Below are 25,723 nucleotides of genomic sequence, written 5' to 3' on the forward strand. Positions count from 1 at the left end.
CCTCACCCTACACGGCAAGCCGCCAGCCCGGCCTGCAGCGCGTCACTGTCCTGAGCCTGGGCGAAGATGAGCTCCAGGCGTGAATCCTGCCGCCATTCAGTGTTTTTCCAGATAATCGGCGCATTATCCAGCGCATTGGCCGAGTACCAGCCTGGCTCGCCGTGCATCACCAGCTTGGCACGACGCCAATTCATCCCGCCCAGCCATTGCTCAAGACGCCCACAGTCGAAACGCTGCGCCGGGTGCCAGCGCCAGCCGATGCTCCAGCCTTCGGCACTGGCCTGGCTGAACACCTGTGGTTCATCGACCGACGACCACGACACCTGGCGCGGCTCGACACTGGGCGGCACCTTCAGCACCGTGGCCGATGAGGAATACGCCCCCGCGACCGCCTCGATGCCGGGCAATTGCGCCAGTGGCAGGCGTCCCTGGCTGCACCAGGCCTGCGGTCGCGCCGGCAGGGTTGCACTCACCTGCTGGCGGGTGGACGCGTCCAGGCCCTCGGCCTTGTTCAGCACCAGCAGCCCCGCCTCGCCCAGCGCCTGCTGCTGGGTCTCGGGCAATGGCTGGCCGGCGGCCAGGGCAGCGGCATCGAGCACCATCAGCATCGGCATTACGTGCAGCACGCCCTGCCACGGCGGCTGGCGCAGTTGTTCCAGCAGTTGCAAGGGATGCCCCAGCCCCGAGGGTTCGATCAGCACGCGGTCGGGCCGCGCCTTGCGCAACAGGCGCCCCAGACCGATCTGGAACGGCACGCCGTTGACGCAACACAGGCAGCCGCCAGCCACTTCGCCAAGTGCGATACCATCGGCAGCGGTGGTCAGCAGCGCGGCATCCAGCCCGAGCTGGCCGAACTCGTTGATCAACACTGCCCAGCGTTCATGGGCCGGCTTGCTGGCCAGCAGGTGCTGGATCAGGCTGGTCTTGCCGGCGCCCAACGGGCCGCCGATCACATGGGTTGGAATGTTCTGCAGCATCGGCTCGCTTCTGGAGATCAGGGTTTGCAATCGCGATTCAGGTACGCCGTATTAGTCACCGGGTTGCTGGCTTCCAGCCAGGTGCAGGCCCAGGCTTGCGTGGTGCACAGCCAGGGCGAACGGCTCGAGGTGAAGGTCTGCCAGGAGAACATCTCGATACCGCCCACGCTGTTCCACGATGGTTTCTGCCAGCCACAGCTGCCCGGGCAAAAGGTCGAGGTGACCTATTCCGAACAGTGCCCTACCGGTGCCTTCGGCGTCTGCCGCAACGCACAGGTGGCCAATATGCCTTATCGCGAGCACATCCACTATTACGGCGTGGCCAGCGACGCCGCCTACCTCAAGCCGTTTTGCGAAGGCCAGAGCCAGGGCCAGTGGCAGCCGCCACCACTGGACCGGTAGGAAATTACCACCACCTTGGCGCGCAGCAAACATGGGACCGGTGTAGGAGCGCGCTTGCCGGCGACCGAGTGCGAAGCGCTCGCAGAAATTGTGTAGACGCTGAAAATTTACGACTGCGAACCCACCAGGGATCTATGAAACGCCACGAATTTACGACTGCTAACGCAGCCGGTCGCGGGCAAGCGCGCTCCTACAGGGGCTCAGTCAGTCTTGGGCCAACCAGTCCAGCGTCAGAATCAGCCGGCGCTCGTCGCGGGCCAAGGGTGGCGAGCGGTGGATCAGGCCGCAGCCTTCGTTGCCGCTCCAGCGCTCGCCCTTGAGCAGCGCCACGTCGCCGCAGTGCAGTTGCTGGATCTGTGCAGGCTCTGGCAGCTCGATGTCCCGCGGCCCCAGGTGCGCACGGTCCATGGCACGCTCGGCCAGCCATTGGCTGCCGCTGCCGGCATAGGTGGTAATCAGCCGCATGGGCACGTGGTCGACATGAAAGCGCGGGCACATGGCCTTGTCCATCGCCCGCAGGCGCACGCCAACCCGCTCGGCGCCCAGCAGGCAGGCGTAAGCGCTGACCAGCCACGACACATCGGCGATGAACCCGGCATGGCCCTGCACATCGGCGTAGCCCGAAGCCAGCCCGCGCAGGTCGGGCTCGACGTCGCCCCCCTCGACCTCCAGCGCCAGGGATTCGGACAGGGGTTCGTTCAGCGACAGCAAGGCGCTGGCGAAATCCTGGATATGCAACGGCAGCCGGCGCTGCCACACCGCCAGGTTGATACCGTCCTGCACGGCCTCAGCCAGAATCTCCGGTGTGTGGCCCTGCACCTGGCGCGCCCTTGGGCGAAACGGCAAGACGTGCGCAAGCATCAGGCGGCCTCCTCGTGCCAGTCACCGAACGGGTCGGGCAACAGGCTCCAGGCCTCGCTGCCCAGGCCCATCTCGGCCTCGGTCAGCAGGCACGCGTCCAGTTCGGCGGTCAGCCGGGCAAAGTCGATGTTCTGGCCGATGAACACCAGTTCCTGCCGGCAGTCGCCGGTGATGGGCGTCCAGTGCTCCATGATCGCCGTCACGCTCTCCTGATCCTGCGGCCAGTGCGCACGCGGCACGAAACGCCACCAGCGCCCGGCCGGACCGTGGCGCATCAGGCCGCCGGCCTGTGACCAACTGCCAGCCTCCTGGTGCTTGCTGGCCAGCCAGAAAAAGCCCTTGGAGCGCAGCAGCTTGCCATTGGTCCACTCGCGGTTCAGAAAACCGAAAAAACGCTGTGGATGAAACGGCCGACGTGCCCGGTAGGCGGTCGAGGCAATGCCGTATTCCTCGGTCTCGGCCACATGCTCGCCGCGCAATTCTCTGAGCCAGCCGGGCGCTTGGGCGGCGCGGTCAAAATCGAAGCGGCCGGTGTCGAGGATGGTTGCCAACGGCACCTGGCCCATGACCATCGGCACAATCTGCGCCTGGGCATTGAGCCGCGCCAGAATGGCCAACAGCTCTTCGCGCTCGCGCGAGCTGATCAGGTCGATCTTGCTGAGCAGGATCACATCGGCAAACTCGATCTGCTCGATCAGCAGGTCGGTGATCGAGCGGTCGTCATCCTCACCCAGGCTCTCGCCACGGCTGGCCAGGCTTTCGGCGGCCTGATAGTCGAGCAGGAAATTCACGCCATCGACCACCGTGACCATGGTGTCCAGCCGCGCAATGTCCGCCAGGCTGGTGCCGGCCTCGTCACGAAAAGTGAAGGTCTCGGCCACCGGCAGCGGTTCGGAAATACCGGTGGACTCGATCAACAGGTAATCGAAACGTCCGTCCCGGGCCAGGCGGCTGACCTCTTCGAGCAGGTCCTCACGCAGGGTGCAGCAGATGCAGCCATTGCTCATCTCGACCAGTTTCTCATCGGCACGGTTGAGGCTGACATCGCGCTGCACTTCGCTGCCGTCGATATTGATTTCGCTCATGTCATTGACGATCACCGCCACCCGCAGATTCTCGCGGTTGCGCAGCACATGATTGAGCAAGGTACTCTTGCCCGCGCCAAGGAAGCCGGACAGGACAGTTACGGGAAGGCGGTTCGGCATCAGGAGTCACCCAGGGTTGCAAAGGTTCATAACGTCGAATGTTATAGTATAACAATGCAAAATAGCGAATTAATCCGATGAAGGTGCAGGCATGAACGTTCTGGCAAAAGTGCTGGCCGGTATTTTTCTGGTGACCCTTGATATTCAAGCCTGGGCATTCGGCACGCAGCCAACCGTTGAGCAGGCCACATGTACACGCAGCCTGACCCTGCTGGCGTGCCGTGATCCGGCCGGCAATGGCTATAGCGTGGCGACTCGGGGCACTACGACTTACCTGCGCGGCTACGAAGTCGCAGGCCACAGGCGCTGGGCACAGACCAATAGCCGCTTCGGACAACTGACGTTTTTCAGCGGGTGGTCATGGGATGGCGAGGCCTGGATTGGCACGATCCAGCGCGTGGGCTGGACCACGATCACGCGCGTCTCGAGTTCGAACGGCACCCGCAGCAGCATCAACTGCGGACGCCTGACAGGGTGTCAGCAACTCAAGCGGTGACTGAAAACGAGAGTGTTCCACGTGGAACACTCGTGTTTCACACTCAGGTGCGTGGGGCGACAGCACCGCATTGGGCGCCCTGCCAAACGGCGCGGGTGTCCATGCTGCCCTTCTGCTGCTGGCCGGAGGCATTGAATGTGCCGGCGACCTTGGTAGTAAATTCACGGTCGCTCAGGAACTGGGCCTGCCCGGTGCCTTGCGCTTTCGGGCAACTGAACTGGAACTTCCAGTTCGGACCGTTGCGCTCGGTGATGCTCTGCTTGCAGCCCGACTTGGGGTCGGTCAGCGGGATGTCGTCCGACTTGACCTGGGCTTCGGTCAGGCAAAAACGCACGCCCTGACCACCCAGGGTAATGCCCTGGTTCTTCATGCCCTGCTCCAGCATGGCGCGCTGCTCAGGCGGCAGGTTCTTCAATTGCCCGAGCATCACCTGCAGGTCCGGCAACGCCTGGCCGTCGACCTGCATGTTGCTTGAGGTCATTTCCCACAGGCCTGGTTGCAGCATCTGCGCCTGGGCGGCAGGCGCGGCCAGGCAAACCAGCAGGGCCAACATGCGTTTGTTCATTTCAAGGATCCTTTTCAGATCGTGGGACAAGTGAGCCTTGGACCGGCACCGGCACGCCGCGTTGCACCCGGAATTAAATAGCGACAATCATGGACGGCTGTGGTCTGTTAGGGCCCATGGTCCGGACTACAGAGAAGCGCTGCGCATGGATTATCACAGCCCGTATTTCTTCGGCTACGTACTGGGGTTCATTCACCTGCTGGGCACGGTGGCCGCCATTCACGCGCTGCTGACTGTGCGTACTGCCCAGGGTGCGATCGCCTGGGCCATGTCCTTGCTGTTCATTCCCTACTTCACCCTGATCCCGTACATGGTGTTCGGCCGCAGTTCGTTCGACGCTTATATCAAGGCGCGGCGCCAGGCCAACAAGGAAATGAAGCACGCCATCGGCAACCTCAACTGGCGACCCTGGATCGACGAAGCCGTAGCGGCGCGGCGCCTGGACGCCTACGCCGCCCTGCGCGCCCTGCCACGCCTGGGCACCATGCCGGCGCTGGCCAATAACCAGGTGAAGCTGCTGATCAATGGCCAGGCCAGCTTTGCCGCCATGTTCGAGGCCATTCGCCAGGCACGGCAGACCGTGCTGGTGCAGTTCTTCATCATTCACGACGATGACCTGGGCCGTCGACTGCAAGACCTGCTGCTGGAAAAAGCCGCTGAGGGCGTAGCGATCTATGTGCTCTACGACGGCATCGGCAGCCATGCGCTGCCGGCCAGCTACGTGGAAAAGCTGCGGGCCGGCGGTGTGCGGGCCAAGGCCTTCGCCACTCACGGCGGCTGGATGAACCGTTTCCAGATCAACTTTCGCAACCACCGCAAGATTGTCGTGGTCGATGGTGTGAAGGGCTATCTGGGTGGACACAACGTAGGCGATGAATACCTGGGCCTCAAGCCGCCGCTGTCACCGTGGCGCGACACCCATGTGCAGGTGATCGGCCCGGTGGTGGCCTGCCTGCAGGAGTCGTTCGCCGAGGACTGGTTCTGGGCCACCCGGCAACTGCCGCCGCTGAGCCTGCCCGACCGCTACCCGGAAGACGGCGTGCTCTGTCAGTTGCTGGCCACCGGGCCTGCCGATGCCCAGGAGACCTGCTCGCTGTTCTTTGTCGAGGCCATTCATTCAGCGCAACAGCGCATCTGGATTACCAGCCCGTATTTCATTCCCGACGAAGCGGTCTCGGCGGCCCTGCACCTGGCCGTGCTGCGCGGTGTGGATGTGCGCCTGCTGCTGCCCTCGCGCCCCGATCATTACGTGGTGTATGCCGCTTCCAGCCTGTATGCGTTCGAGGCGGTGCGCAGTGGCGTGCGGGTGTTCCGCTACCAGCCGGGCTTTCTGCACCAGAAGGTCGTGCTGGTCGACGACGAAGTCACCGCCATCGGCAGCGCCAACCTGGACAATCGCTCGTTCCGACTCAACTTCGAGCTGATGCTGCTGACAGTCGACCGCAGCTTCGCCAGCGAGGTGGAAGCGATGCTCACGGCCGACTTCGAACTGGCCCGGGAAATCACCTTGCAGGACAGCCGTGACGCACGCGGGCTGCATCAGCTGGGCATGCGCGTGGCACGGTTGATCTCGCCCATCCTGTAACTGCAGCGCTACCGATACAGGTCTGCCCGGGTCAGCGGCAGCGTATGCCCGCCATCGGGCAGCGGTTTGACGGTCAGGATCTGGTGCAGGTTGATCCAGCCCCTGGCAAAGGCATAGGCACAGCCAGCCAGGTACAACCGCCAGATGCGCAGGCTGTGTTCCGCCACTTGCGCACGGGCCTGATCCAGGCGCGCTTCAAGGCGGGCGCTCCATTGCTCCAAAGTCATGGCGTAGTGCAGGCGCAGGCTCTCGACATCGACCACTTCCAGCCCGGCCTCGCTCAGGTGGCCGCTGATGGTCGCCAGGTGCGGCAGCTCGCCATTGGGAAACACATAGCGGCCAATGAACTCACCCGCCCCACGCCCGACCGGGCGGCCATCGGTATGCCGGGCGGTAATGCCGTGATTCATCACCAGCCCACCGGGCCGGACGGCGGCGAACAGGCGCTGGCTGTACAGCGGGAGGTTGGCGTGACCGACGTGCTCGAACATACCGACGCTGACCACCTTGTCGAAACGGCCGTCCTGCGGCAGGTCGCGGTAGTCGAGCAGTTGCAGCTCGACCTGCGCCTGCAGGCCTTCGTCGGCCACCCGCTGCCGCGCCAGGTCCAGTTGCTCGCGGCTCAAGGTAATTCCCAGCACCCGGGCGCCATACTCGCGCGCGGCAAAGCGCGCCAGGCCACCCCAGCCACAACCGACATCGAGCAGGTACTCGCCGGGTTGCAAGCGCAACTTGCGGCACAGGTGATCGAGCTTGTTGCGCTGCGCCTGATCGAGGTTTTCCTGGCCGGTCTTGAAGTAGGCGCAGGAGTAGACCATGTCCTGATCAAGCCACAACTGGTAGAACGCATTGGAAAGGTCGTAGTGATAAGAGATCGAGGCGGCATCCAGGGAGGGGTCGTGGGCTGTACGCTCCAGCGGGGCATCATCGCCCTCCTCGGCGCCCAATGCTGTGGTCAGTTCATCGCACAGGCGCACCACTTCGGTGATAGGCCCTTCCAGCTCCAGCCGGCCCTCGACAAAGGCGCTGCCCAGCACATCGAGGCTGGGATGGGTCAGATCATTGATCAGTTGCGGGTCCTTGACCACGAGGGTGACCTGCGGCGACTCATCGAGCGCCAGCTCGTGTCCATCCCAAAACTTGATACGCAGGGGTAAACGCAGGTTTTGCAGAGCCGACGCCAGTTGCAGGTTCATCTCGGTATCCTCCTTATCCACAAGGCCTGTCGCCAACAGGCTAGCGCATAAATCAACCTTGAAAAGTGTCTTCAGGCCAGTGGTTACAGGCGCCTGGCCACTATCAGCGGCGTGTCTCTGCGCCGTCAGAACAAGACCTGCATCACGTTTTCCGTTACCCAACGCTGTACGAAAACGCCTCAGACGCCGATGATGCGCCAGACCTGCCTGACAAGGACGCACCCTCTTGATTTCGATCTACCAGCTCAAACCACGCTTCCAGAACCTGTTGCGCCCTCTGGTGCAGCGCCTCTACGACAAGGGCATTACGGCCAATCAGGTGACCGTCGCGGCCTGCCTGGTGTCGCTGCTGGTGGGGGCCATCGTGGTTGCCGGCCTGCCGCATTACGCGGTATTTGCCCTGATTCCGCTGTGGATGATCGTGCGCATGGCCCTCAATGCCATTGACGGCATGCTGGCCCGCGAGTTCGGCCAGCAGTCGCGGCTGGGGGCTTACCTCAACGAGTTGACCGATGTCATCGCCGACAGTGCGCTGTTTTTACCCTTCGCCCTGATCACCGGCGTCAGCCCGGCGCTGGTGGTGCTGGTCACGCTGCTGGCCGTCATCAGCGAATATGCCGGCGTACTGGGCACCATGGTCGGTGCCGCACGGCGTTACGACGGCCCCATGGGCAAGAGTGACCGGGCATTTGTGTTCGGCGTGCTGGGTGCCGGCGTCGCCGCAGGTTTACTTGCCCCGACATGGATAAATCTGGTGCTGATCGTGGTCTCAGCCTTGCTCGTCTACACCGTGGTCAACCGTGTGCGCCAGGGACTCGCGTCAATCAGCGAACCGACGCACTGAATCTGCCCGGCGGCCGCCTGACGCCGGCCGTTTCGACGCACAGTCGAAGCGCCTCACCCGGCCGCCCTCCCCCCTCTCAAGTAGTTTTGGCAAAGGAACCCGCCATGCGCGATGTGATCGCCCTGCACTTCAGTACCCACGATGGCGTCGAGTTGTTCTATCGACACTGGCCCGCCAGGAATGCGATGCCTGGCAGCACCCGCCAGGCCATCGTGCTGTTGCACCGCGGCCATGAGCATTCCGGGCGCATCGCGCACCTGGTCGAGGAACTCGACCTGCCGGGCTTTGACTTCTTTGCCTGGGATGCGCGAGGTCACGGCCAGTCACCGGGCGAGCGCGGCCATAGCCCAAGCTTTGCCACCAACGTGCGCGACCTGCAGACCTTCGTCGACCACATCGGCGCCAGCCACCTGATCGACCCCGACAACATTGCCGTGGTCGCGCAGAGTGTCGGTGCCGTGATCGCCGCCACCTGGGCCCATGACTACGCCCCGAAAATCCGTGCCATGGTGCTGGCTTCCCCGGCGTTCGACATCAAGCTGTACGTGCCCTTTGCCCGCCAGGGCCTGACCCTGATGCGCCGTATCAAGGGCAACTTCTTCGTCAACAGCTACGTCAAGTCGCGCTTTCTCACCCATGACCGGCTTCGCCAGGTGACCTACGACAGCGACCCGCTGATAGCCCGGGCCATTTCGGTCGACGTGCTACTGGGCCTTTATGAGGCTGCCGAGCGCGTCGTGGCCGATGCCCAAGCGATCCAGGTGCCGACCCAGGTCTTGATCTCCGGCTCCGACTTCGTCGTGCATCGCGCCCCGCAAGAACGCTTCTTCGAGCGCTTGGGCTGCGCGCACAAAGAGAAACACGTACTGCCTGGCTTCTTCCACGACACCCTCGGCGAGCGTGATCGCGAGCAAGCCCTGGTGCGTATTCGCCGCTTTGTTACCCAGGCGTTCGAACGGCCATTGCAGTTGCCATCACTGCTCGACGCCGACCGCGTCGGCGCCACCTGTGCCGAAGCCGAAGTGCTGGCCGCGCCCCTGCCGCCGCGCTCGCTGCGCGGCCTGTACTGGCGCCTGACCCGCGCCGGGCTGAAGCTGGGCAGCCGCTTCTCCACGGGCGTGAAGCTGGGCTTCGACACCGGCTTCGACTCCGGCAGTACGCTGGACTACGTCTACCGCAATCAACCGACCGGGCAAGGTGGCCTGGGCCGGGCAATCGACCAGAACTACCTGCAGTCGATCGGCTGGAAAGGCATTCGCCAGCGCAAGGTGAACATTGAAGAACTGCTGCGCCTGGCCATGCAGCGCCTGCATGAACAACAGCGACCAGTGCGCATCGTCGACATCGCCGCCGGCCACGGACGCTACATTCTCGATGCGCTCAAGGGTGTCGAGCCGCGCCCCGAATCGATCCTGCTGCGTGACTACAGCGACCTTAACGTCAGCCAGGGCAGCGCACTGATCGAACAACTGGACCTGGACGACATCGCCCGCTTCATCAAGGCCGATGCCTTTGACAAGGCAGACCTGGCGGCCATCGAGCCCAAGCCGACCCTGGCGGTGGTCTCGGGCCTGTACGAACTGTTCGCCAGCAACCAGCTGGTCGGTGATTCGCTGGCCGGGCTGGCCGAGGCCGTCGAGCCCGGCGGCTACCTGGTGTACACCGGCCAGCCCTGGCACCCGCAACTGGAACTGATTGCCCGTGCCCTGACCAGCCATCGTGCCGGCCAGGCGTGGGTGATGCGTCGGCGCACCCAGGCGGAAATGGACCAGTTGGTGGAGGCAGCCGGTTTTCGCAAGATCACCCAGCGCATCGACGAATGGGGCATCTTCAGTGTGTCCATCGCGCAACGCCTGCCGTGAGCGGCCTGCGCGAGCCAGGCCTGTGGAAACGCGCCGTGGTCTGGTTGCTGTGCCTGGCGCCGTTGTTCTTCGGCACCTACGGGTTTGCCACCTGGTACACCTCACAACGTGACGATGTCGGCACGCTGGTGTTCGCCTGGGAAAGCCACATGCCGTTCTGGGCCTGGACCATCGTGCCCTACTGGTCCATCGACCTGCTGTACGGGCTTTCACTGCTGGCGTGCCTGACACGCCGGCACCTGGACACCCATGCGCTGCGCCTGCTCAGTGCGCAGTTGCTGGCGGTCAGTTGCTTTCTGTTATGGCCGCTGCGCTTTACCTTCGAGCGCCCGGAAATGGACGGCGTGTTCGGCTGGCTGTTTGCGGTGCTGGCCGGGTTCGACAAGCCCTTCAACCAGGCGCCGTCGCTGCACATCGCCTTGCTGGTGATCCTGTGGGTGTGCTTCGAGCGTTATGCACGGGTGTTTCACAGCGCCTGGCGCTGGCTGCTGCACGGCTGGTTCGCGCTGATCGGCGTGTCGGTGCTGACCACCTGGCAGCATCACTTCATCGACCTGCCCACCGGCGCGCTGGCCGGCTGGCTGTGCGTCTGGCTATGGCCCGACGAAGGCCGCAGCCCGCTGCTCAGTGCCCGACTGACGCGCACCCCGGCGCGACTGAGGCTGGCGTTGTATTACGCCGTGGGCGCGACGCTGCTGGCCTTGCCGGCGTTCACACTGGGCGGCGGCTGGCTGTGGTTGCTGTGGCCGGCGTTATCGTTGGCGCTGGTGGCACTCAATTACCTGTTGTTCGATGCCCAGGGCTTTCAGAAACGCAGCGACGGCAGCCTGACGCCGGCAGCTCGCTGGCTGCTGGCACCGTACCTGCTCGCAGCGTGGTTCAATTCCCGTTGGTGGACACGCAAACACCCGCAGGCTGACCTTGTGCTGGACAACGTCTGGCTGGGCCGCGTGCCGGGTCGTCACCCCACACAAGCCTTCGATGCCATCGTCGACCTGTGCGCCGAGTTACCGGCAACAGTCGGCGAGCGTGCCTATCGCAGCCTGCCACAGCTCGACCTGATTGCCCCGAGCGCGGCGCAATGCCTGGCCGCCGCCCAGGCCATCGAGGCCCTGCGCCCGGCCGGTCCCTTGCTGGTGTGCTGTGCATTGGGGTATTCGCGCAGTGCCACGGCGGTGGCCGCCTGGCTGCTGTACACCGGCCGGGCCGGCTCGGTGGACCAGGCCATCGACCGTCTGCGCCAGGCGCGCCCGGGCATTGTCCTGCACGCCGAGCACCGACAGGCATTGGGCGAGTTACAACCGATGCCGCAACAGCGCGAGTGCAGCGTATGAGCGCAGATATGCAGTTGCACGTCGTAGCCAGCCTGCTGCGCCGTGGCCGGACGCTGGATAATCTGTCCACCGGGTTTACGCTGTTAAGCCTGGCCGTCGGCATGCTGCAGCTGTGGATCACCGCCATGCCCCTGCTCACGGTATGGCTGGGCGCGCTGGTGCTGCTGGGCCTGATTGAAAAGTACTACGCCATGCGCGTCGCGCTCGACGCCGACCTGTTTCATCGCGTGGGCCGTGATGCCCGGCCATTGCCTGAGACCACCCTCGCACTGGATCAGGCTCTGGTCTCTCTCGGCCTGCAGCCTGCCGACAAGGCGGGTCGCCCCTGGGCGGTACGCAGTCAGGGCGCGCTTCGGTTGTTGCGTCGACAGCTGATCCTGGTGGTTGTGCAGCTGCTGGTGCTGCTCATCCCCCTGCTGGTCTTCCCCTTGCTTCATTGAAGGAATCGTCATGTTCGAATCAGTGGTTGCCACACTCATTACCGCCGGTGCGCGCAGCGTCACCGGCGCCCGCAGTCTGTGGCTGGGCTGCACGCCGGAACCGGTGCAGCGGATCTATTACGCCAACCACAGCAGCCACGGCGACTTCGTGCTGCTCTGGGCCTCGTTGCCGCGCCACTTGCGCAGCTTCACCCGCCCGGTCGCCGGTGCCGATTACTGGCAGTCCGGAGCCTTGCGCCGCTACATCATCAATAACGTGTTCGACGGCGTGCTGGTCGACCGTCAGCGTACCGATGAACAGAGCAACCCGCTGCAACCGATGATCGACGCCCTGCAGCTGGGGCATTCGCTGATCATCTTTCCCGAGGGCACGCGCAACCCGGACGAAGGCCTGCTGCCGTTCAAGAGCGGCCTTTACCACCTGGCCAAGAGTTATCCCCAGGCTGAACTGGTGCCGGTATGGATTTCCAACCTCAACCGGGTCATGCCCAAGGGACGCTTCCTGCCGTTGCCGCTGTTGTGCACCACCAGTTTCGGTGCGCCGTTGCGCCTGGAAGAAGACGAAACCAAAGAGCATTTTCTCGCCCGCAGCCGTGAAGCGCTGCTGGCCATGGGGGCGGAGCAGTAATGATGGAGAACCAGACTCAACTGTTGTTCATGGGCATAGGCGTCATCCTGCTGCTGGCCTCGGTGGTCGGCTATGTGCTCAAGCTCAAGGCCCGTGGCCCGCACGCGGTGATCGACAACCTCAACGCCCGCATCAACGCCTGGTGGGTGATGGTGCTGGTCATCGGTGCCGCGTTCTGGCTCGGGCACACGGCGGTGATCCTGCTGTTCTACGCGGTGTCGTTCTATGCGCTGCGTGAGTTCCTGACCCTCACCCCGACCCGGCGCAGCGACTACCCGGCCCTGGTGGCGGCGTTCTATGTGGCCCTGCCGTTGCAGTACGTGCTGATCTCGATGAAGTGGTACGGCCTGTTCTCGATCTTCATCCCGGTGTACGTGTTCCTGCTGCTGCCGATCCTGGCGTCGCTGGGCGGCGACACCAAGAACTTCCTGGAGCGTGCCTCCAAAGTCCAGTGGGGTTTGATGATTGCGGTGTTCTGCGTGTCCTACGTGCCAGCCCTGCTGACACTGGACATTCCGGGCTACGAAGGCCGCCACCTGCTGCTGATCGCCTGGCTGGTGATCGTCGTGCAGCTGTCGGATGTCTTGCAGTACGTGTGCGGCAAGCTGTTCGGCAAGCGCAAGATCGCTCCCAACCTGTCGCCGTCCAAGACCGTCGAAGGCTTTGTCGGCGGCATTGCCCTGGCCTCGATGATCGGCGCCGCTTTGTGGTGGATCACCCCGTTCAATGCCTTGCAGGCGCTGGCCATTGCCGTGCTCATCAACCTGCTGGGCTTTGCCGGCGGCATCGTGATGTCCGCCATCAAGCGCGACCGTGGCGTGAAGGACTGGGGCCACATGATCGAAGGCCACGGCGGCATGCTCGACCGCCTCGACTCGGTGTGCTTCGCCGCCCCGATCTTCTTCCATCTGGTGCGCTACTGGTGGACCTGAAACCCGTGGGAGGGGGGCTCTGCTCCGGGCGGCGATCCGACGATGAGGCCGGCAAGGCCCCTACACCTGCTGCGCCTGTCCCATAGCCATCGCCGGCAAGCCGCCTCCCACAGTCCGGTGCCAGGCACCAGACCTTGGGCGACATCAATCTGGTGGGAGGGGGCTCTGCCCGCGATGAGGCCATCAAGGCCCATACACCTGCTGCGTCTGTCACGCAGCTATCGCCAGCAGAGCTGCCTGCCACAGGTTTGTGTGCAGGCTGATTGAGCGGCATCGGCCGCCCCGGCAAAATGGTTGCGGAATATTGCAGCATTTTGCCTTCATTCAGCGGCCCGCTGCCCTGTTGCCAGGCCCTGTACAGCCTTGCAACCGGTGCCGGGCCGCGTTCCAGAGCCTTTGTCATAAGCGGCAGGCACCTGAATCAACGCCGCGCCAGATAACGGACACCACGCCTTTCTCAAGTTTTTTTCGAACCGCATCTCGTCTTTGTTATCTGTTGTGGGTAGTTTGCGTTCGGCAAGGAGTCGTTGGCGCGCTTTTTTGTGCAGGACGCACGGAATTACTTAGAGGCTTCACGTTTATGAACCGCAGGAATCTCTTGAAAGCATCCATGGCGGTGGCCGCTTATAGCGCCCTGCCTGCCTCGGGGCTTTTTGCTGCGCGCGCCCTCGCCGCGGCAGCCGATGGCGAAAAGGAACCGTTCGATTTCGCCACGTTGCAGGCCCAGGCCAAGCAACTGGCCGGCAATCCTTACGTCAGTACCAAGCAGGTCCTGCCTCCTGTGCTGGCCGACATGACCCCGCAGCAGTTCAATGCCATCCGCTACGACCCCAACCACTCGCTGTGGAAAGAGGTCAAAGGCCAGCTCGACGTGCAGTTCTTCCACGTCGGCATGGGCTTCAAGACGCCGGTGCGCATGTACAGCGTCGACCCCAAGAGCAAGACCGCCCGCGAAGTGCATTTCCGTCACGAGCTGTTCAACTACGAGAACAGCGGCATCGACAAGAACCTGGTCAAGGGCGACCTGGGCTTTGCCGGCTTCAAGGTGTTCAAGGCGCCCGAGATCGCGATCCACGACATCCTGTCGTTCCTGGGCGCCAGCTACTTCCGCGCCGTCGACAACACCAAACAGTACGGCCTGTCGGCCCGCGGCCTGGCCATCGACACCTTCGCCAAGCGCCAGGAAGAATTCCCCGACTTCACCAAGTTCTGGTTCGAGACCCCGGCCAAGAACGCGACCCGCTTCACCGTCTATGCCTTGCTCGACTCGCCGAGCGCCACCGGTGCCTACAAGTTCGACATCGACTGCCAGGCCAACCAGGTGGTGATGGAGATCGACGCGCACGTCAACGCCCGCGCCGACATCGAACAGCTGGGCATCACGCCGATGACCAGCATGTTCAGCTGCGGCACTCATGAGCGCCGCATGTGCGACAGCATTCACCCGCAACTGCACGACTCCGATCGCCTGTCGATGTGGCGTGGCAATGGCGAGTGGATCTGCCGGCCGCTGAACAACCCGGCCAAGCTGCAGTTCAACGCTTTCGCCGACAAGGACCCCAAGGGGTTCGGCCTGGTGCAGTACGACCACGACTTCAAGAGCTACCAGGACACCGTGGTCTGGTACAGCCGTCGCCCGAGCCTGTGGGTCGAGCCGACCAACGCCTGGGGTGAAGGCGAGATCAGCCTGCTGGAGATCCCGACCACCGGCGAAACCATGGACAACATCGTGGTGTTCTGGACCCCCAAGAACAAGGTCAAGGCCGGCGACTCGCTCAACTACAGCTACAAACTGTTCTGGAGCGCCCTGCCCCCGGTCAGCACACCGCTGGCGCAGATTCATGCCACCCGTTCGGGCATGGGCGGTTTTCTGGAAGGCTGGACCCCGGGCGAGCACTATCCCAAGTACTGGGCGCGACGCTTTGCCGTGGACTTCCATGGCGGCGGCCTGGACCGTCTGCCCGAAGGCGTCGGCATCGAGCCGATTCTCAAGGTGTCCCACGGCAAGACCCAGGACTTCAACATCCAGTACCTGCCGGACATCCAGGGTTACCGGGTGATGTTCGACTGGTTGCCCGACAGCGACTCGGTGGAGCCGGTGGAAATGCGCATGTTCATCCGCTCGCGCGACCGTACCCTGAGCGAAACCTGGCTGTACCAGTACTTCCCGCCGGCGCCGGACCAGCGCAAGTACCCATAACGCAATAGCCCCTTGTGTAGGAGCGCGCTTGCCGGAATGCCGGACCACCGCGACCGGCTGCGCTAGCAGTCGTAAATTTGTGGCGCTTCGCAAATTTTGCGAGCGCTGCGCACTCGGTCGCGGGCAAGCGCGCTCCTACCACCGGTTCCATGTTGGGTGCGCGACAGTGTGCCCGGATGGAAAACATTGACAGCTCGCCCATCTGCGTCTGTTATAGAGCCCTGTCACGCCGTTGGAGCGTTCGCTCCAGACTCTCTTGTTGTGCTTGAAAGCCTCCCTGGCTGCATTGACCCCTCCCGCGCGGTCGATGGGCGGTAGCGTGCCTGTGTGACACGGCCGTCTGCATCGATGCCTGCGCCTGCTTGAAGGCAAATCCTCATGGCGTTGAATCCTGCCCTGCACGCCCACGACGCGCGCGCGTCGCTGCTGGTGTTCGATAAATCCACTGTGGTCGTCTGGACCGCCATCAGCCTGCTGCTGGTCGAGACTTTTTCCGGTGCCTTGCGCTATTACTTTGACCTGGCCGGTCTGGGGCCGGTGCTGTACCTGCCGAAAATGGCCTGCACGGCGCTGTTCGTGACCGAGCTGTTCACTTTCAAGGGTGGCCGGGGCTTCTGGCTGTGCCTGCTGGCCCTGTTGATTTCGGGGTTGCTGGCCATGCTGCATGGTGCCAGCGTGCAGAACCTGGCGTTCAGCCTGTTCGCCATCAGCCCGTTGTTGTTCGCCCTGGTGTGCAGCCGGTATCTGCTGCAGCGCCAGACGCTGCTTGGCAAGGCGGTCGCCCTGTGCCTGCTGGCCTCGCTGCTGGGACTGCTGCTCGACAAGTACGCCCAGGTACCCTGGAAAGGCTACAGCTACAGCATGGGCGACACCCAGTTGAGCGGTAATACCGCCTGGAGCGATGCCGACCAGGACCGGGTGGCCGGCTTTGCCCGGGTGTCGAGCGTCCTGGCCAACCTGATTGCCCTGTACAGCCTGTACCTGCTGCTGTTCGTGCGTGCGCTGCCGCTCAGGGCACTGCTGTATGCAGCGGCCGTGGTGGCCGTGTTCATGACCACCAGCAAGGCGCCGGCAGCGGCCCTGGTGCTGACCCTGGGCATGCTGCTGATGCTGCGTCTGCCATGGATCTGCCGGGCCTTGTGTGTGGTGGTGGTAGCGATGGGACTGGGGCTGCCGCTGTTGGGTCTGATCCATGACTTCGACGCCCACACGGTCAGCAGGAGCAGCCACTCGCTGGCGTCGCTGTATGACCGGCTCAACAACACCTGGCCCAACCTGGTCGAGTACATGATGCAGGAGGGCTGGGGCCTGACCGGCGCGGGCTTTGGCATGGTCGGCAGCACCCAGGCGCTGTACCCGGTCATGGGCGCCGGCCTGCTGACCATTGTCGACAGCACCTCGGTCTACCTGTGGGCCATGCTCGGTGTGGCCGGGCTGTGGCTGTACGTCATGCAGGTGCCACTGTTGTTCGCCCTGATCGGCGACAACAGCCGCCAGGCGCGCATGCTGCTGTCGATTGCCTTCTTCTGCTGCCTGGTCAGCTGGACTTCCGACCTGTTCGAGATTGCCGTGGTCGACCTGTTCCTGGGGCTGGTGATCGGCCATGTGCTGGGCAACCGGTCGGCAAGCGAAGCGCAGGAGCGGACCCAGGCGTTCAAGCTGTTGCCTTTTACCCCACAGCCCTGAGGGGGATGACGATGCTACGCAAGCTTTTACACGCCACCCTGCCCTGGCTGGCCGCCACAGCGGCCTGGCTGCCGTCGGCACAGGCCGCCGAGCCTGTCTTTATCCTGGGCGTCACCACGCATCTGATGAATGTCGAGCAGCCTCTACAGGCGCCCTTGAAGCGGGCCGCCGAGGCCGGCTTTACCTCGCTCCGGGACGACATCCTGTGGTCGGCCGCAGCGCCCGGCCCACACCGGTTGCACGTTCCACCGCAGTGGCGGCGTTACCTCAGCCAGGCCGAGACGCTGAAGCTGAGCCGCATGGGCATCCTCGGCTACAGCACCTGGTTTCATGAAAACGCCAAGCCGCGTACGCCGATGGTGACAAGCCAGTACCTCAAGTACGTCGACTACACCAGCCAGCAACTGGGCAACCGGATCAACTTCTATGAAATCTGGAACGAGTGGGACATGGAAGCGCCCCGCGACCGCCAACTGGCCCGCGACTATGCCGCGCTGATCAAGCATACCGCGCCGGTGCTGCGCCGCAACACCCGTGCCGCCCCCGGCACTCCGGCAAAAATCCTGGCCGGCGCGGTGACCACGGCCGGCATGAAAAGCGGCTTTGTCGACCCCCTGATCGACAGTGGTGCACTGGACCTGGTCGATGGCCTGTCCTTGCATCCCTACGTGCATTGCGAGGCCAACGACCAGAACACACCGGAAGCCTGGCGGCGCTGGATGAGCGACTACGAACAGCACGTTCGCACCCGTGCCGGCCGCGACGTGCCGCTTTACCTCACCGAGATGGGCTGGCCGAGCCACCAGGGCGCCTGCGGCAAGAGCGAGGTGACCCAGGCGCTGTACATGGCGCGGGTCTGGTTTCTGGCCCGCACGATTCCCAACGTCAAGGGCCTGTGGTGGTACGACCTGTACAACGATGGACCTGACCGCTTCGATCAGGAGCACAATTTTGGCGTGTTCAACGAAGACCTGTCGTCCAAGCCTGCGCACACCCTGATGAAAGCCATCGCCCCGGTGATCAGCCAGTACACCTATGATGCCCAGGCCAGCACCCTGTCTGACACCACTTATCAATTGCACTTCAGCAAAGGCCAGGAGCGCCTGCTGGTCGCCTGGGCCATTGGCAAGCCGCGTGAAGTGCAAGTCACACGCCAGGGCACGATCAACGGCCCGGTGCACTGGCTCGACACCGTGCAGGCCGAACGGGGTCAGGTCGCCAGTGAACAGAACTGGCAGTGTGACCAGGCGCGCTGTACAGCCACGGTTCCATTGACCCGCTTTCCGAAAATCATTCGCCTGGCACCTTGACCCCTTGACCTCTCACCCCGCCCCCCGTAGCTGATCACAAACGGCAATTCGGGGGATCAACCCTCAGCCTTAAATAGGGGTGGTATTAAATAAACCTGATGCGTCCGTCTGCGTTTCAAGAGTGGCTGGCAGATTCATGTTCGGCAAACATAGGGCTGCCATGCTGAACCCTCAGAATCAATGGATTGAACCGCAACAGGACGCCCGGCATGAAATTTCGCTCACTGATCGTCGCCAGCCTGCTGGCCGCGCTACCGCTTGCCCAGGCCCAGCCGCAGAGCCCGGTTTATCTGGCCGGCGGCTCGGAGTGGCGCCCGTTCAGCTACACCGATGACCAGGCGCGCTTGCGCGGGGTCGCGGTGGACATCGCACGGCGGGTGCTCAAGCAGGCACACCTTGAGGCACAGTTCGTGTCCTACCCGGTCAACCGCCTGCAAGCGATGCTCGACAAGGGCCAGCTCGACTTCAACTATGCCGAGTCACCCGACTGGAAAGCCCCGGCACAAGCGGCGCGCTTCGTGTTTTCCGTGCCGTACCTGAACGTGCGTGAACACCTGTATTTCGCCGCTGGCAACCCGGCCGCCCAAGTGCCGGCCGAGCAGTTGCACAACCTCACCATCGGCATGGTGCGCGGCTATACCTACCCACGGCTGGACGTGGCGTTCGAGTTCAAGCGCCTGCTGAAACTGGAAACCTCCCAGGACCAGGCGCTGCTGGAATTGCTGAAGATCGGCCGGGTCGATGCGGTGGCGATGGTCGACGACCTGTACCAGTCGCTGGTGGCCAGCGGGCAGATCGACGCCAGCCGCTTTCGCCAGGGCGCCCAATTGAGCGAGGCACCGCTGACCATCATGCTCCAGCCTCGCCACGCCGCCCTGCTGCCGCAGATCAACGCCGCGATCACGGCACTGCAGCGCAGTGGCGAGATCCAGCGTATTCGCCAGGGCTACAGGCCGGCGGCGAGCCTGGCCTGCCACTCACCCCGCCAGGCCTGCTAGCCAGGGTCAATCAGAACCGTGGCTTCACCGCCGTCCAGTCCGAGCGGTACTTCTGCATCTGGGTTACGTCGTTGCGCTGGCGGATGCCGCAGCTGTGGTACAGCGCGTTGAGCTTGCCCAACTGGTCATAGTCCAGCTCCACGCCCAGCCCCGGCGCGTCGGTCAGGGCCACGCAGCCGTTGACGATCGGCAGCTTGCCACCCTTGATCACTTCTTCGTCCGGCTCCTGCCACGGGTAGTGGGTGTCACAGGCGTAGGCCAGGTTCGGCACGGCCGCCGCTACGTGGGTCATGGCCATCAGGCTGATGCCCAGGTGCGAGTTGGAATGCATGGACACGCCCAGGCCGAAGGTGTCGCACATGCGCGCCAGGATCTGGGTGTCGCGCAGGCCACCCCAATAGTGGTGGTCGGCGAGGACGATCTGCACGCTGTTCAGGGCCACACTGCGGCGGAACTCGTCGAAGTCGGTGACCACCATATTGGTCGCCAGCGGGATGCCGGTGCGTCTGTGCACCTCGGCCATGCCTTCCAGGCCCGGGCAAGGGTCTTCAAAGTATTCAAGATCCCCCGCCAGTTGTTCGGCCATGCGCAACGAGGTGTCGACCGACCAGTTGCCATTCGGGTCAATGCGCAGCGGTGCGTCGGGGAAGGCCTGGCGCAGCGCCTTGATGCACGCCACTTCATGCTCCGGGCCCAGCAGTGTGCCGGCCTTGAGCTTGATGCTCTGGAAGCCGTTCTCTTCGATCATGGTCCGCGCCTGGGCCACGATCTGCTCGGGGCTGATGCTTTCGCCCCAGCGGTCGGGCTTGTACGGCGAGCCGATGTGCTCGGCGTACTTGAAGAACAGGTAGGCGCTGAACGGCACCTCGCGACGCACGGCGCCACCGAGCAGGTTGACCAGCGGCATGCCCAACGAGCGCGCCTGCAGGTCGAGAAACGCCACTTCGAAGGCCGAATAGGCGTTGGCCACCTGCTTGCTCGGGTGCCAGCCCGGCGCCAGCTCGGCCCCGGCGCTGACCGGCTGCATGGCGGCAACGGTCTTGATCACCCGGGCCCGCAGGCCATTGAGGTCGAACGGGTCCAGCCCCACCAGGCTGTCCTGCATAGCCTGCAACACCTTGAGCACCGGTGCATCGCCATAGCTTTCGCCCAGGCCGATATGGCCGTTGTCGCTTTCGACCTCGATGATCGAGCGCAACGCATAGGGTTCATGAATGCCGCTGGCGTTGAGCAGCGGGGCATCACGAAAGGCGATGGGGGTGACGCGGACCTGTCTGATTTTCATGCCGAGGGTTCCGATTCGTTGTTTTCATGACGTGGGCCGATCATGGACCGGGGTATTGTGTCCGTCTAATCCAGATTGACTGTCGATTGATACCCGGAAACTATCAATGTTCGAACTTGCCCAATTGCGCTGCTTTGCCACGGTGGCCACCGAACTGAATTTTCGCCGTGCCGCCGAACGGCTGAACATGACCCAGCCGCCGCTCTCGCGGCAGATCCAGTTGCTGGAGCACGCCCTGGGCGTGGCGCTGTTCATCCGCAGCACCCGCAGCGTGGTGCTGACCGCCGCAGGCCGTGCCTTCTTCATCGAGGCGCAGCATTTGCTGGAGCGTGCCGAACAGGCTGCAGTGGCCGCCAAGCGCTTTGCCGAGGGCGACATCGGTTCAGTGAGCATCAGCTTTGTCGGCAGCGCGGTGTATGAATTCCTGCCCAAGGTGCTGGCTGAAGCCCGGCTCAACCAGCCGCAGGTCAAGATCGCGCTGAGCGAGATGAACACCGCCCAGCAGCACGAAGCCCTGCGTGCCAGGCGCATCGACCTGGGCATCGTCCGCGCTCCGCTGCTGCAACCGGGTTACCAGAGCGAATGCCTGGTGCGCGAGCCTTTCGTGCTGGCGGTACCGAGCGGCCATCCGTTGGCCACTGACGCGCAGGTCGGGGTACAGGACCTGGCCGGGGTGCCGTTCCTGATGTACTCGCACTCGGCCTACCCGCCGTTCAACGAGCTGCTCACCGGCCTGTTCCGTTCGGCTGGCGTGGCGCCCGAGTACGTGCAATGGCTGGGCTCGTCGCTGACCATCCTGGCGCTGGTGAATGCCGGCATGGGCCTGGCCCTGGTGCCGCGCTGCGCCACCAACGTGGTGTTTCGCGGGGTGACCTTTCGCGACATCGACCTGGGCGAAGGCATCCAGAGCGAACTGCACCTGGTGTGGCGCAGCGACAACGACAACCCGGCATGCCTGATGCTGATCGACGGCATCCGGGCGGCGATGGCGGCCTACGGCTGAAAAGGTCACCCGTAGGAGCGCGCTTGCCCGCGACCGAGTGCGCAGCGCTCGCAAAATCTCGGAAACGCTGAAAATTTTGACTGTGAACACATTCAAGATTTCGGAAACGCTGAAAATTTACGACTGCTAACGCAGCCGGTCGCGGTGGTCCGGCATTCCGGCAAGCGCGCTCCTACCCCCCCGAGGCCGATGTTTGCCATACGACGGCGTTATGGCCATGACAAAAGCACACCCATGCAATCCATCGGGCCGGCGTTGAACAATAGTGAATCGCCGCCACCCGCGTGCGGTCACACTTTTTCATTCCTTGCACACCCAGGAGCTTGTCATGAGTACGTTCGTCACCCGCGATGGAACCGAGATCTACTTCAAGGACTGGGGCACCGGCAAGCCGGTGCTGTTCAGCCACGGCTGGCCGCTGGACGCCGACATGTGGGAATACCAGATGAACTACCTGAGCAGCCGCGGCTACCGCACCATCGCCTTCGACCGGCGCGGCTTCGGGCGTTCGGACCAGCCGTGGACCGGCTATGACTACGACACCTTCGCCGATGACATCAACGATCTGATCAACCACCTGGACCTGCAGGACGTCACCCTGGTGGGCTTCTCGATGGGCGGCGGCGATGTGGCCCGCTACATCGGCCGGCATGGCACCTCGCGGGTTGCACGCCTGGCCCTGCTGGGTGCGGTGACGCCGATCTTCATCAAGACCGACGACCATCCCGAGGGTGTGGATAAGTCGGTGTTCGACGGCATCAAGGCCGGGCTGCTCAAGGACCGCGCCCAGTTCATCGCCGATTTTTCCAGGACCTTCTTCGGCCTGGACGATGGCAATCAAGTCTCCGAAGGCGTACAGACCCAGACCCTGAACATCGCCTTGCTGGCCTCGCTCAAGGGCACGGTCGATTGCGTGACGGCGTTTTCGGAAACCGACTTCCGTGCAGACCTGGCCAAGGTCGATGTGCCGACCCTGGTGATCCACGGCGACGCCGACAAGGTGGTGCCACTGGAAGCCACCGGCCGGCTGGCAGCCAGGCTGGTTGCCGGCGCCGAGCTGAAGATCTACCAGGGTGCGCCGCACGGCTTTGCCGCCACTCACGGTGATCAGTTGAACGAAGACCTGCTGGCGTTTATCGGCGGCTGACGCAAACGGTAAACCCCCTCCGGTGACCGAGTGCACCGGTCGGGCGCCCGTGTCGTTCAGCAGTCGTTGCGCTGCAACACATCGAGAAAATGATCGATGATCAGGTTCGAGCGCCGGCCCCTGAGCGTGACCACCGCCAGCGGCGCATCGAAGAACAGCCGGTGCGGGGCGATGGCCTTGAGCAGGCCTTTCTCGACCCAGCCGGCGGCGTAGTGGTCGGGCAGAAAGCCAATGTAACAACCGGTCAGGATCAGAAACGCAATGCCCTCGCGGTCGGTGGCGGTGGCGGCGCATTCGAGCAACTGGTGCAGGCCGATGGCTTCGGCGGTCATGCGGTAGCTGGGCACGACGGCGTCGACGTCACGCAAGTCGTCGTTGCTCAAGGTCGCGGCATGGGCAAACAGCGGATGATCGGCGCAGCAGTACAGGTAGCTGCGTTCTTCGTAGAGCAGGCTGTATTCCAGGCCGGACAGCGGCGTGATCAGCGGGATGGCACCGACGTGCAGGCGCCCGTCCAGCAAACCGCGCTCGATCTCGCCGGGGGTGCTCATGCTCAGGTTCACCGTCACCCCGTCCCCCTGCTGGCGCAACGAGGCCAGGGCACGGGTGATACGCATCTTCGGCTGGGTCACCAGGTTACTCATCAACCCGATGTTCAGGTCGCCGCGCAACTGGCTGTGCAACTGGTTGACCTCGCTGCGAAACCCCTCGATGGCCGCCAGCACCGCCTCACCTGAACGCAGCACCTCGCGGCCCTGGTCGGTCAGGGCAAAGCCGGCCCGGCCGCGCTGGCACAGACGCATGCCCAGGCGTTTTTCCAGGTCGCTCATGTGCAGGCTGATGGCCGAGCGGCTGATGCCCAGCGTGCTCTCGGCCGCCGAAAAACTGCCGCATTGCACCACGGTCTTGAACAGGCGCAGCAAGCGCAGATCGAAATCGCTGACCTGGCTCAGGGCGGGCTTCTTGGACGACAGTGGCCGGGATGACATAGGTAAGCGATTCCATACCTGAACGTAAGAAGATATAGATTTAACTCACCCATCGAGCAGGCACAAGCTGTGGTCATCCACCCCCACAGGATTTGCGAGATGAACCAGGCCCTGCAGCAGACCCCGCCACTGGCCAGCCAGCTCAAGCTGGACGCCCACTGGATGCCCTTCTCCGCCAACCGCAACTTCAAGCGTGACCCGCGTTTCATCGTGGCCGCCGAAGGCAGCTGGCTGACCGACGACCAGGGCCGGCGCATCTATGACAGCCTGTCGGGCCTGTGGACCTGCGGGGCCGGGCACTCGCGCAAGGAAATCCAGGAAGCGGTGGCCAAACAGCTCGGCACCCTGGATTACTCGCCGGCTTTCCAGTACGCGCACCCGCTGTCGTTCCAGCTGGCCGAGAAAATCACCAGCCTGACCCCCGACGGCCTGGATCATGTGTTCTTCACCGGCTCCGGTTCCGAAAGCGCCGACACCTCGGTCAAGCTGGCCCGTGCCTACTGGCGCCTGAAAGGCCAGGCGCAGAAGACCAAGCTGATCGGCCGCGCCCGTGGCTACCACGGCGTGAACATTGCCGGCACCGCGCTGGGCGGCATTGGCGGCAACCGCAAGATGTATGGCCAGTTGATGGACGTCGACCACCTGCCGCACACCCTGCAACCGGACCTGGCCTTTACCCGTGGCGCGGCCGAGACCGGTGGCGTGGCGCTGGCCAACGAGATGCTCAAGCTGATCGAACTGCACGACGCCTCGAACATCGCGGCGGTGATCGTCGAGCCGATGTCGGGCTCGGCAGGTGTGATCGTGCCGCCGGCCGGCTACCTCAAGCGCCTGCGCGAAATCTGCGACCAGCACAATATCCTGCTGATCTTCGATGAAGTAATCACCGCCTTCGGCCGCCTGGGCACCTGGACCGGTGCCGAGTACTTCGGCGTCAAGCCCGACATCATGAACATCGCCAAGCAGATCACCAACGGCGCCATTCCGATGGGCGCGGTGGTTGCCAGCCGCGAGATCTACGAAACCTTCATGAGCCAGTCGATCCCGGAACACGCCGTCGAATTCACCCACGGCTACACCTACTCGGCGCACCCGGTGGCCTGCGCAGCGGGCCTGGCCTCGCTGGCGCTGCTGGAAAAGGACAACCTGATCCAGCAATCGGCCGAGCTGGCGCCGTATTTCGAAAACGCCATTCATGGCCTCAAGGGCGCCAGGCATGTGGTCGACATCCGCAACTGCGGCCTGGCCGGCGCCTTGCAACTGACCCCGCGTGACGGCGACCCCATCATCCGTCCGTTCGAGGCCGGCATGGCCTTGTGGAAAGCTGGCTTTTATGTGCGCTTTGGCGGCGACACCCTGCAATTCGGGCCGACCTTCAATGCCAAGCCACAAGACCTGGACCGGGTGTTCGATGCCGTCGGCCAGGCTTTGCAAGGGATCGACTGATGAACCCACGCCCACAGGCCATCGCCACCGTGCAGGTGGACACCGCCGAGGTGATCGTCACCGAATGGCGCTTTGCGCCCGGTGCCGAGACCGGCCGGCACCGTCATGGCCGTGATTACGTGGTGGTGCCCATGACTGACGGCACCTTGCTGCTGGAAACCCCGGAGGGCGACAAGCACGCCCCGCTGGTGGCCGGCCAGAGCTACTTTCGCAAGGCCGGCGTGGAGCACAACGTGATCAATGCCAGCGATCACGAAGTGGTCTTTGTCGAAACCGAACTCAAATAGCGCCGCACGCTCTGCGGCGCTTCACCCGATACTGCAAGACGAGAG

24 protein-coding genes are annotated in these 25,723 nt (G+C 63.7%); 17 read left to right on the forward strand and 7 right to left on the reverse strand.

Annotation, left to right across the window (positions count from 1 at the left end; translation table 11 throughout):
- Window positions 1-2: 2 nt before the first annotated feature.
- A complete protein-coding gene (locus tag ASF84_RS21455) occupies window positions 3-977 on the reverse strand; it encodes a CobW family GTP-binding protein (RefSeq protein ID WP_056840894.1) in 975 nt (324 codons plus the stop codon).
- A gap of 63 nt (window positions 978-1,040) precedes the next feature.
- Here ASF84_RS21455 and ASF84_RS21460 point away from each other — a divergent pair, with 63 nt between their 5' ends.
- Window positions 1,041-1,379 (forward strand): NADH:ubiquinone oxidoreductase, encoded by a 339-nt coding sequence (locus ASF84_RS21460; RefSeq protein WP_236709473.1) that lies wholly within the window; start codon window positions 1,041-1,043, stop codon window positions 1,377-1,379.
- 204 nt (window positions 1,380-1,583) lie between these two features.
- Here the strand turns inward: ASF84_RS21460 and ASF84_RS21465 are convergent, their stop codons facing one another.
- Both ASF84_RS21465 and zigA read right to left on the reverse strand, forming a co-directional pair.
- The gene (locus ASF84_RS21465; protein ID WP_056840896.1) at window positions 1,584-2,240 is read right to left on the reverse strand and encodes a DUF1826 domain-containing protein; all 657 of its coding nucleotides are present in this window, start codon (window positions 2,238-2,240) and stop codon (window positions 1,584-1,586) included.
- Window positions 2,240-3,445, reverse strand: a complete 1,206-nt coding sequence (zigA, locus tag ASF84_RS21470; protein ID WP_056840897.1) for a zinc metallochaperone GTPase ZigA — start codon at window positions 3,443-3,445, stop codon at window positions 2,240-2,242. Before zigA ends, ASF84_RS21465 begins: the two co-directional genes overlap by 1 nt.
- 91 nt (window positions 3,446-3,536) lie before the next feature.
- Between zigA and ASF84_RS21475 the strand changes: the two genes are divergently transcribed.
- Complete coding sequence (locus tag ASF84_RS21475) at window positions 3,537-3,941, forward strand: hypothetical protein (protein ID WP_056840898.1); 405 nt, start codon at window positions 3,537-3,539, stop codon at window positions 3,939-3,941.
- 43 nt (window positions 3,942-3,984) lie between these two features.
- Here the strand turns inward: ASF84_RS21475 and ASF84_RS21480 are convergent, their stop codons facing one another.
- Entirely contained in the window at window positions 3,985-4,506 is a 522-nt protein-coding gene (locus tag ASF84_RS21480; protein ID WP_056840899.1) for a DUF3617 domain-containing protein, read from the reverse strand.
- A 145-nt stretch (window positions 4,507-4,651) separates the two neighbouring features.
- On the opposite strand from ASF84_RS21480, the gene cls reads away from it, so the two are divergent.
- A complete protein-coding gene (gene cls / locus ASF84_RS21485; RefSeq protein WP_056840900.1) occupies window positions 4,652-6,091 on the forward strand; it encodes a cardiolipin synthase in 1,440 nt (479 codons plus the stop codon).
- An 8-nt stretch (window positions 6,092-6,099) separates the two neighbouring features.
- Here the strand turns inward: cls and cfaB are convergent, their stop codons facing one another.
- Window positions 6,100-7,287 carry a C17 cyclopropane fatty acid synthase CfaB gene (gene cfaB, locus ASF84_RS21490; RefSeq protein ID WP_056840901.1) on the reverse strand — a complete coding sequence of 396 codons (1,188 nt, stop codon included), beginning with the start codon at window positions 7,285-7,287 and terminating at the stop codon, window positions 6,100-6,102.
- 226 nt (window positions 7,288-7,513) lie between these two features.
- Between cfaB and ASF84_RS21495 the strand changes: the two genes are divergently transcribed.
- From ASF84_RS21495 to ASF84_RS21540, 10 genes are all read left to right on the forward strand, one after another.
- A complete protein-coding gene (locus tag ASF84_RS21495; protein WP_056840902.1) occupies window positions 7,514-8,131 on the forward strand; it encodes a CDP-alcohol phosphatidyltransferase family protein in 618 nt (205 codons plus the stop codon).
- A 104-nt stretch (window positions 8,132-8,235) separates the two neighbouring features.
- Window positions 8,236-9,993, forward strand: coding sequence for a bifunctional alpha/beta hydrolase/class I SAM-dependent methyltransferase (locus ASF84_RS21500; RefSeq protein ID WP_056840903.1), 1,758 nt, complete (start codon window positions 8,236-8,238; stop codon window positions 9,991-9,993).
- On the forward strand, window positions 9,990-11,327 hold the full coding sequence (locus ASF84_RS21505) for a phosphatase PAP2/dual specificity phosphatase family protein (RefSeq protein ID WP_056840904.1): 1,338 nt from the start codon (window positions 9,990-9,992) through the stop codon (window positions 11,325-11,327). The genes ASF84_RS21500 and ASF84_RS21505 overlap by 4 nt, the downstream gene beginning before the upstream one ends.
- Complete coding sequence (locus tag ASF84_RS21510) at window positions 11,324-11,767, forward strand: hypothetical protein (protein WP_056840905.1); 444 nt, start codon at window positions 11,324-11,326, stop codon at window positions 11,765-11,767. The genes ASF84_RS21505 and ASF84_RS21510 overlap by 4 nt, the downstream gene beginning before the upstream one ends.
- Window positions 11,768-11,777: 10 nt before the next feature.
- Window positions 11,778-12,395, forward strand: coding sequence for a lysophospholipid acyltransferase family protein (locus ASF84_RS21515; RefSeq protein ID WP_056840906.1), 618 nt, complete (start codon window positions 11,778-11,780; stop codon window positions 12,393-12,395).
- A gap of 2 nt (window positions 12,396-12,397) precedes the next feature.
- Window positions 12,398-13,327, forward strand: a complete 930-nt coding sequence (locus ASF84_RS21520) for a phosphatidate cytidylyltransferase (RefSeq protein WP_056840907.1) — start codon at window positions 12,398-12,400, stop codon at window positions 13,325-13,327.
- A 580-nt stretch (window positions 13,328-13,907) separates the two neighbouring features.
- Window positions 13,908-15,527, forward strand: coding sequence for a glucan biosynthesis protein D (locus tag ASF84_RS21525; RefSeq protein WP_056840908.1), 1,620 nt, complete (start codon window positions 13,908-13,910; stop codon window positions 15,525-15,527).
- 378 nt (window positions 15,528-15,905) lie between these two features.
- A complete protein-coding gene (locus ASF84_RS21530; RefSeq protein ID WP_056840909.1) occupies window positions 15,906-17,213 on the forward strand; it encodes a hypothetical protein in 1,308 nt (435 codons plus the stop codon).
- A gap of 11 nt (window positions 17,214-17,224) precedes the next feature.
- Complete coding sequence (locus ASF84_RS21535) at window positions 17,225-18,523, forward strand: hypothetical protein (protein ID WP_156684335.1); 1,299 nt, start codon at window positions 17,225-17,227, stop codon at window positions 18,521-18,523.
- Between the two features lie 209 nt (window positions 18,524-18,732).
- Window positions 18,733-19,521 (forward strand): substrate-binding periplasmic protein, encoded by a 789-nt coding sequence (locus tag ASF84_RS21540; protein ID WP_056840911.1) that lies wholly within the window; start codon window positions 18,733-18,735, stop codon window positions 19,519-19,521.
- Window positions 19,522-19,531: 10 nt separating this feature from the next.
- On the opposite strand, the gene ASF84_RS21545 is transcribed toward ASF84_RS21540, so the two are convergent.
- Window positions 19,532-20,806 (reverse strand): glucarate dehydratase family protein, encoded by a 1,275-nt coding sequence (locus tag ASF84_RS21545; protein ID WP_056840912.1) that lies wholly within the window; start codon window positions 20,804-20,806, stop codon window positions 19,532-19,534.
- Window positions 20,807-20,912: 106 nt separating this feature from the next.
- Here ASF84_RS21545 and ASF84_RS21550 point away from each other — a divergent pair, with 106 nt between their 5' ends.
- On the forward strand, window positions 20,913-21,809 hold the full coding sequence (locus tag ASF84_RS21550; RefSeq protein WP_056840913.1) for a LysR substrate-binding domain-containing protein: 897 nt from the start codon (window positions 20,913-20,915) through the stop codon (window positions 21,807-21,809).
- A 328-nt stretch (window positions 21,810-22,137) separates the two neighbouring features.
- A complete protein-coding gene (locus tag ASF84_RS21555) occupies window positions 22,138-22,956 on the forward strand; it encodes an alpha/beta fold hydrolase (RefSeq protein WP_056840914.1) in 819 nt (272 codons plus the stop codon).
- A 56-nt stretch (window positions 22,957-23,012) separates the two neighbouring features.
- Here ASF84_RS21555 and ASF84_RS21560 read toward each other — a convergent pair whose 3' ends face one another.
- Window positions 23,013-23,945 carry a LysR family transcriptional regulator gene (locus ASF84_RS21560; RefSeq protein WP_056840915.1) on the reverse strand — a complete coding sequence of 311 codons (933 nt, stop codon included), beginning with the start codon at window positions 23,943-23,945 and terminating at the stop codon, window positions 23,013-23,015.
- Between the two features lie 99 nt (window positions 23,946-24,044).
- On the opposite strand from ASF84_RS21560, the gene ASF84_RS21565 reads away from it, so the two are divergent.
- A complete protein-coding gene (locus ASF84_RS21565) occupies window positions 24,045-25,391 on the forward strand; it encodes an aspartate aminotransferase family protein (RefSeq protein WP_056840916.1) in 1,347 nt (448 codons plus the stop codon).
- Window positions 25,391-25,678, forward strand: coding sequence for a cupin domain-containing protein (locus tag ASF84_RS21570; RefSeq protein WP_056840917.1), 288 nt, complete (start codon window positions 25,391-25,393; stop codon window positions 25,676-25,678). The genes ASF84_RS21565 and ASF84_RS21570 overlap by 1 nt, the downstream gene beginning before the upstream one ends.
- Window positions 25,679-25,723 lie beyond the last annotated feature (45 nt).

The organism is Pseudomonas sp. Leaf127 (genome assembly GCF_001423155.1).
GTDB classification, from domain to species: Bacteria; Pseudomonadota; Gammaproteobacteria; order Pseudomonadales; family Pseudomonadaceae; genus Aquipseudomonas; species Aquipseudomonas ovata.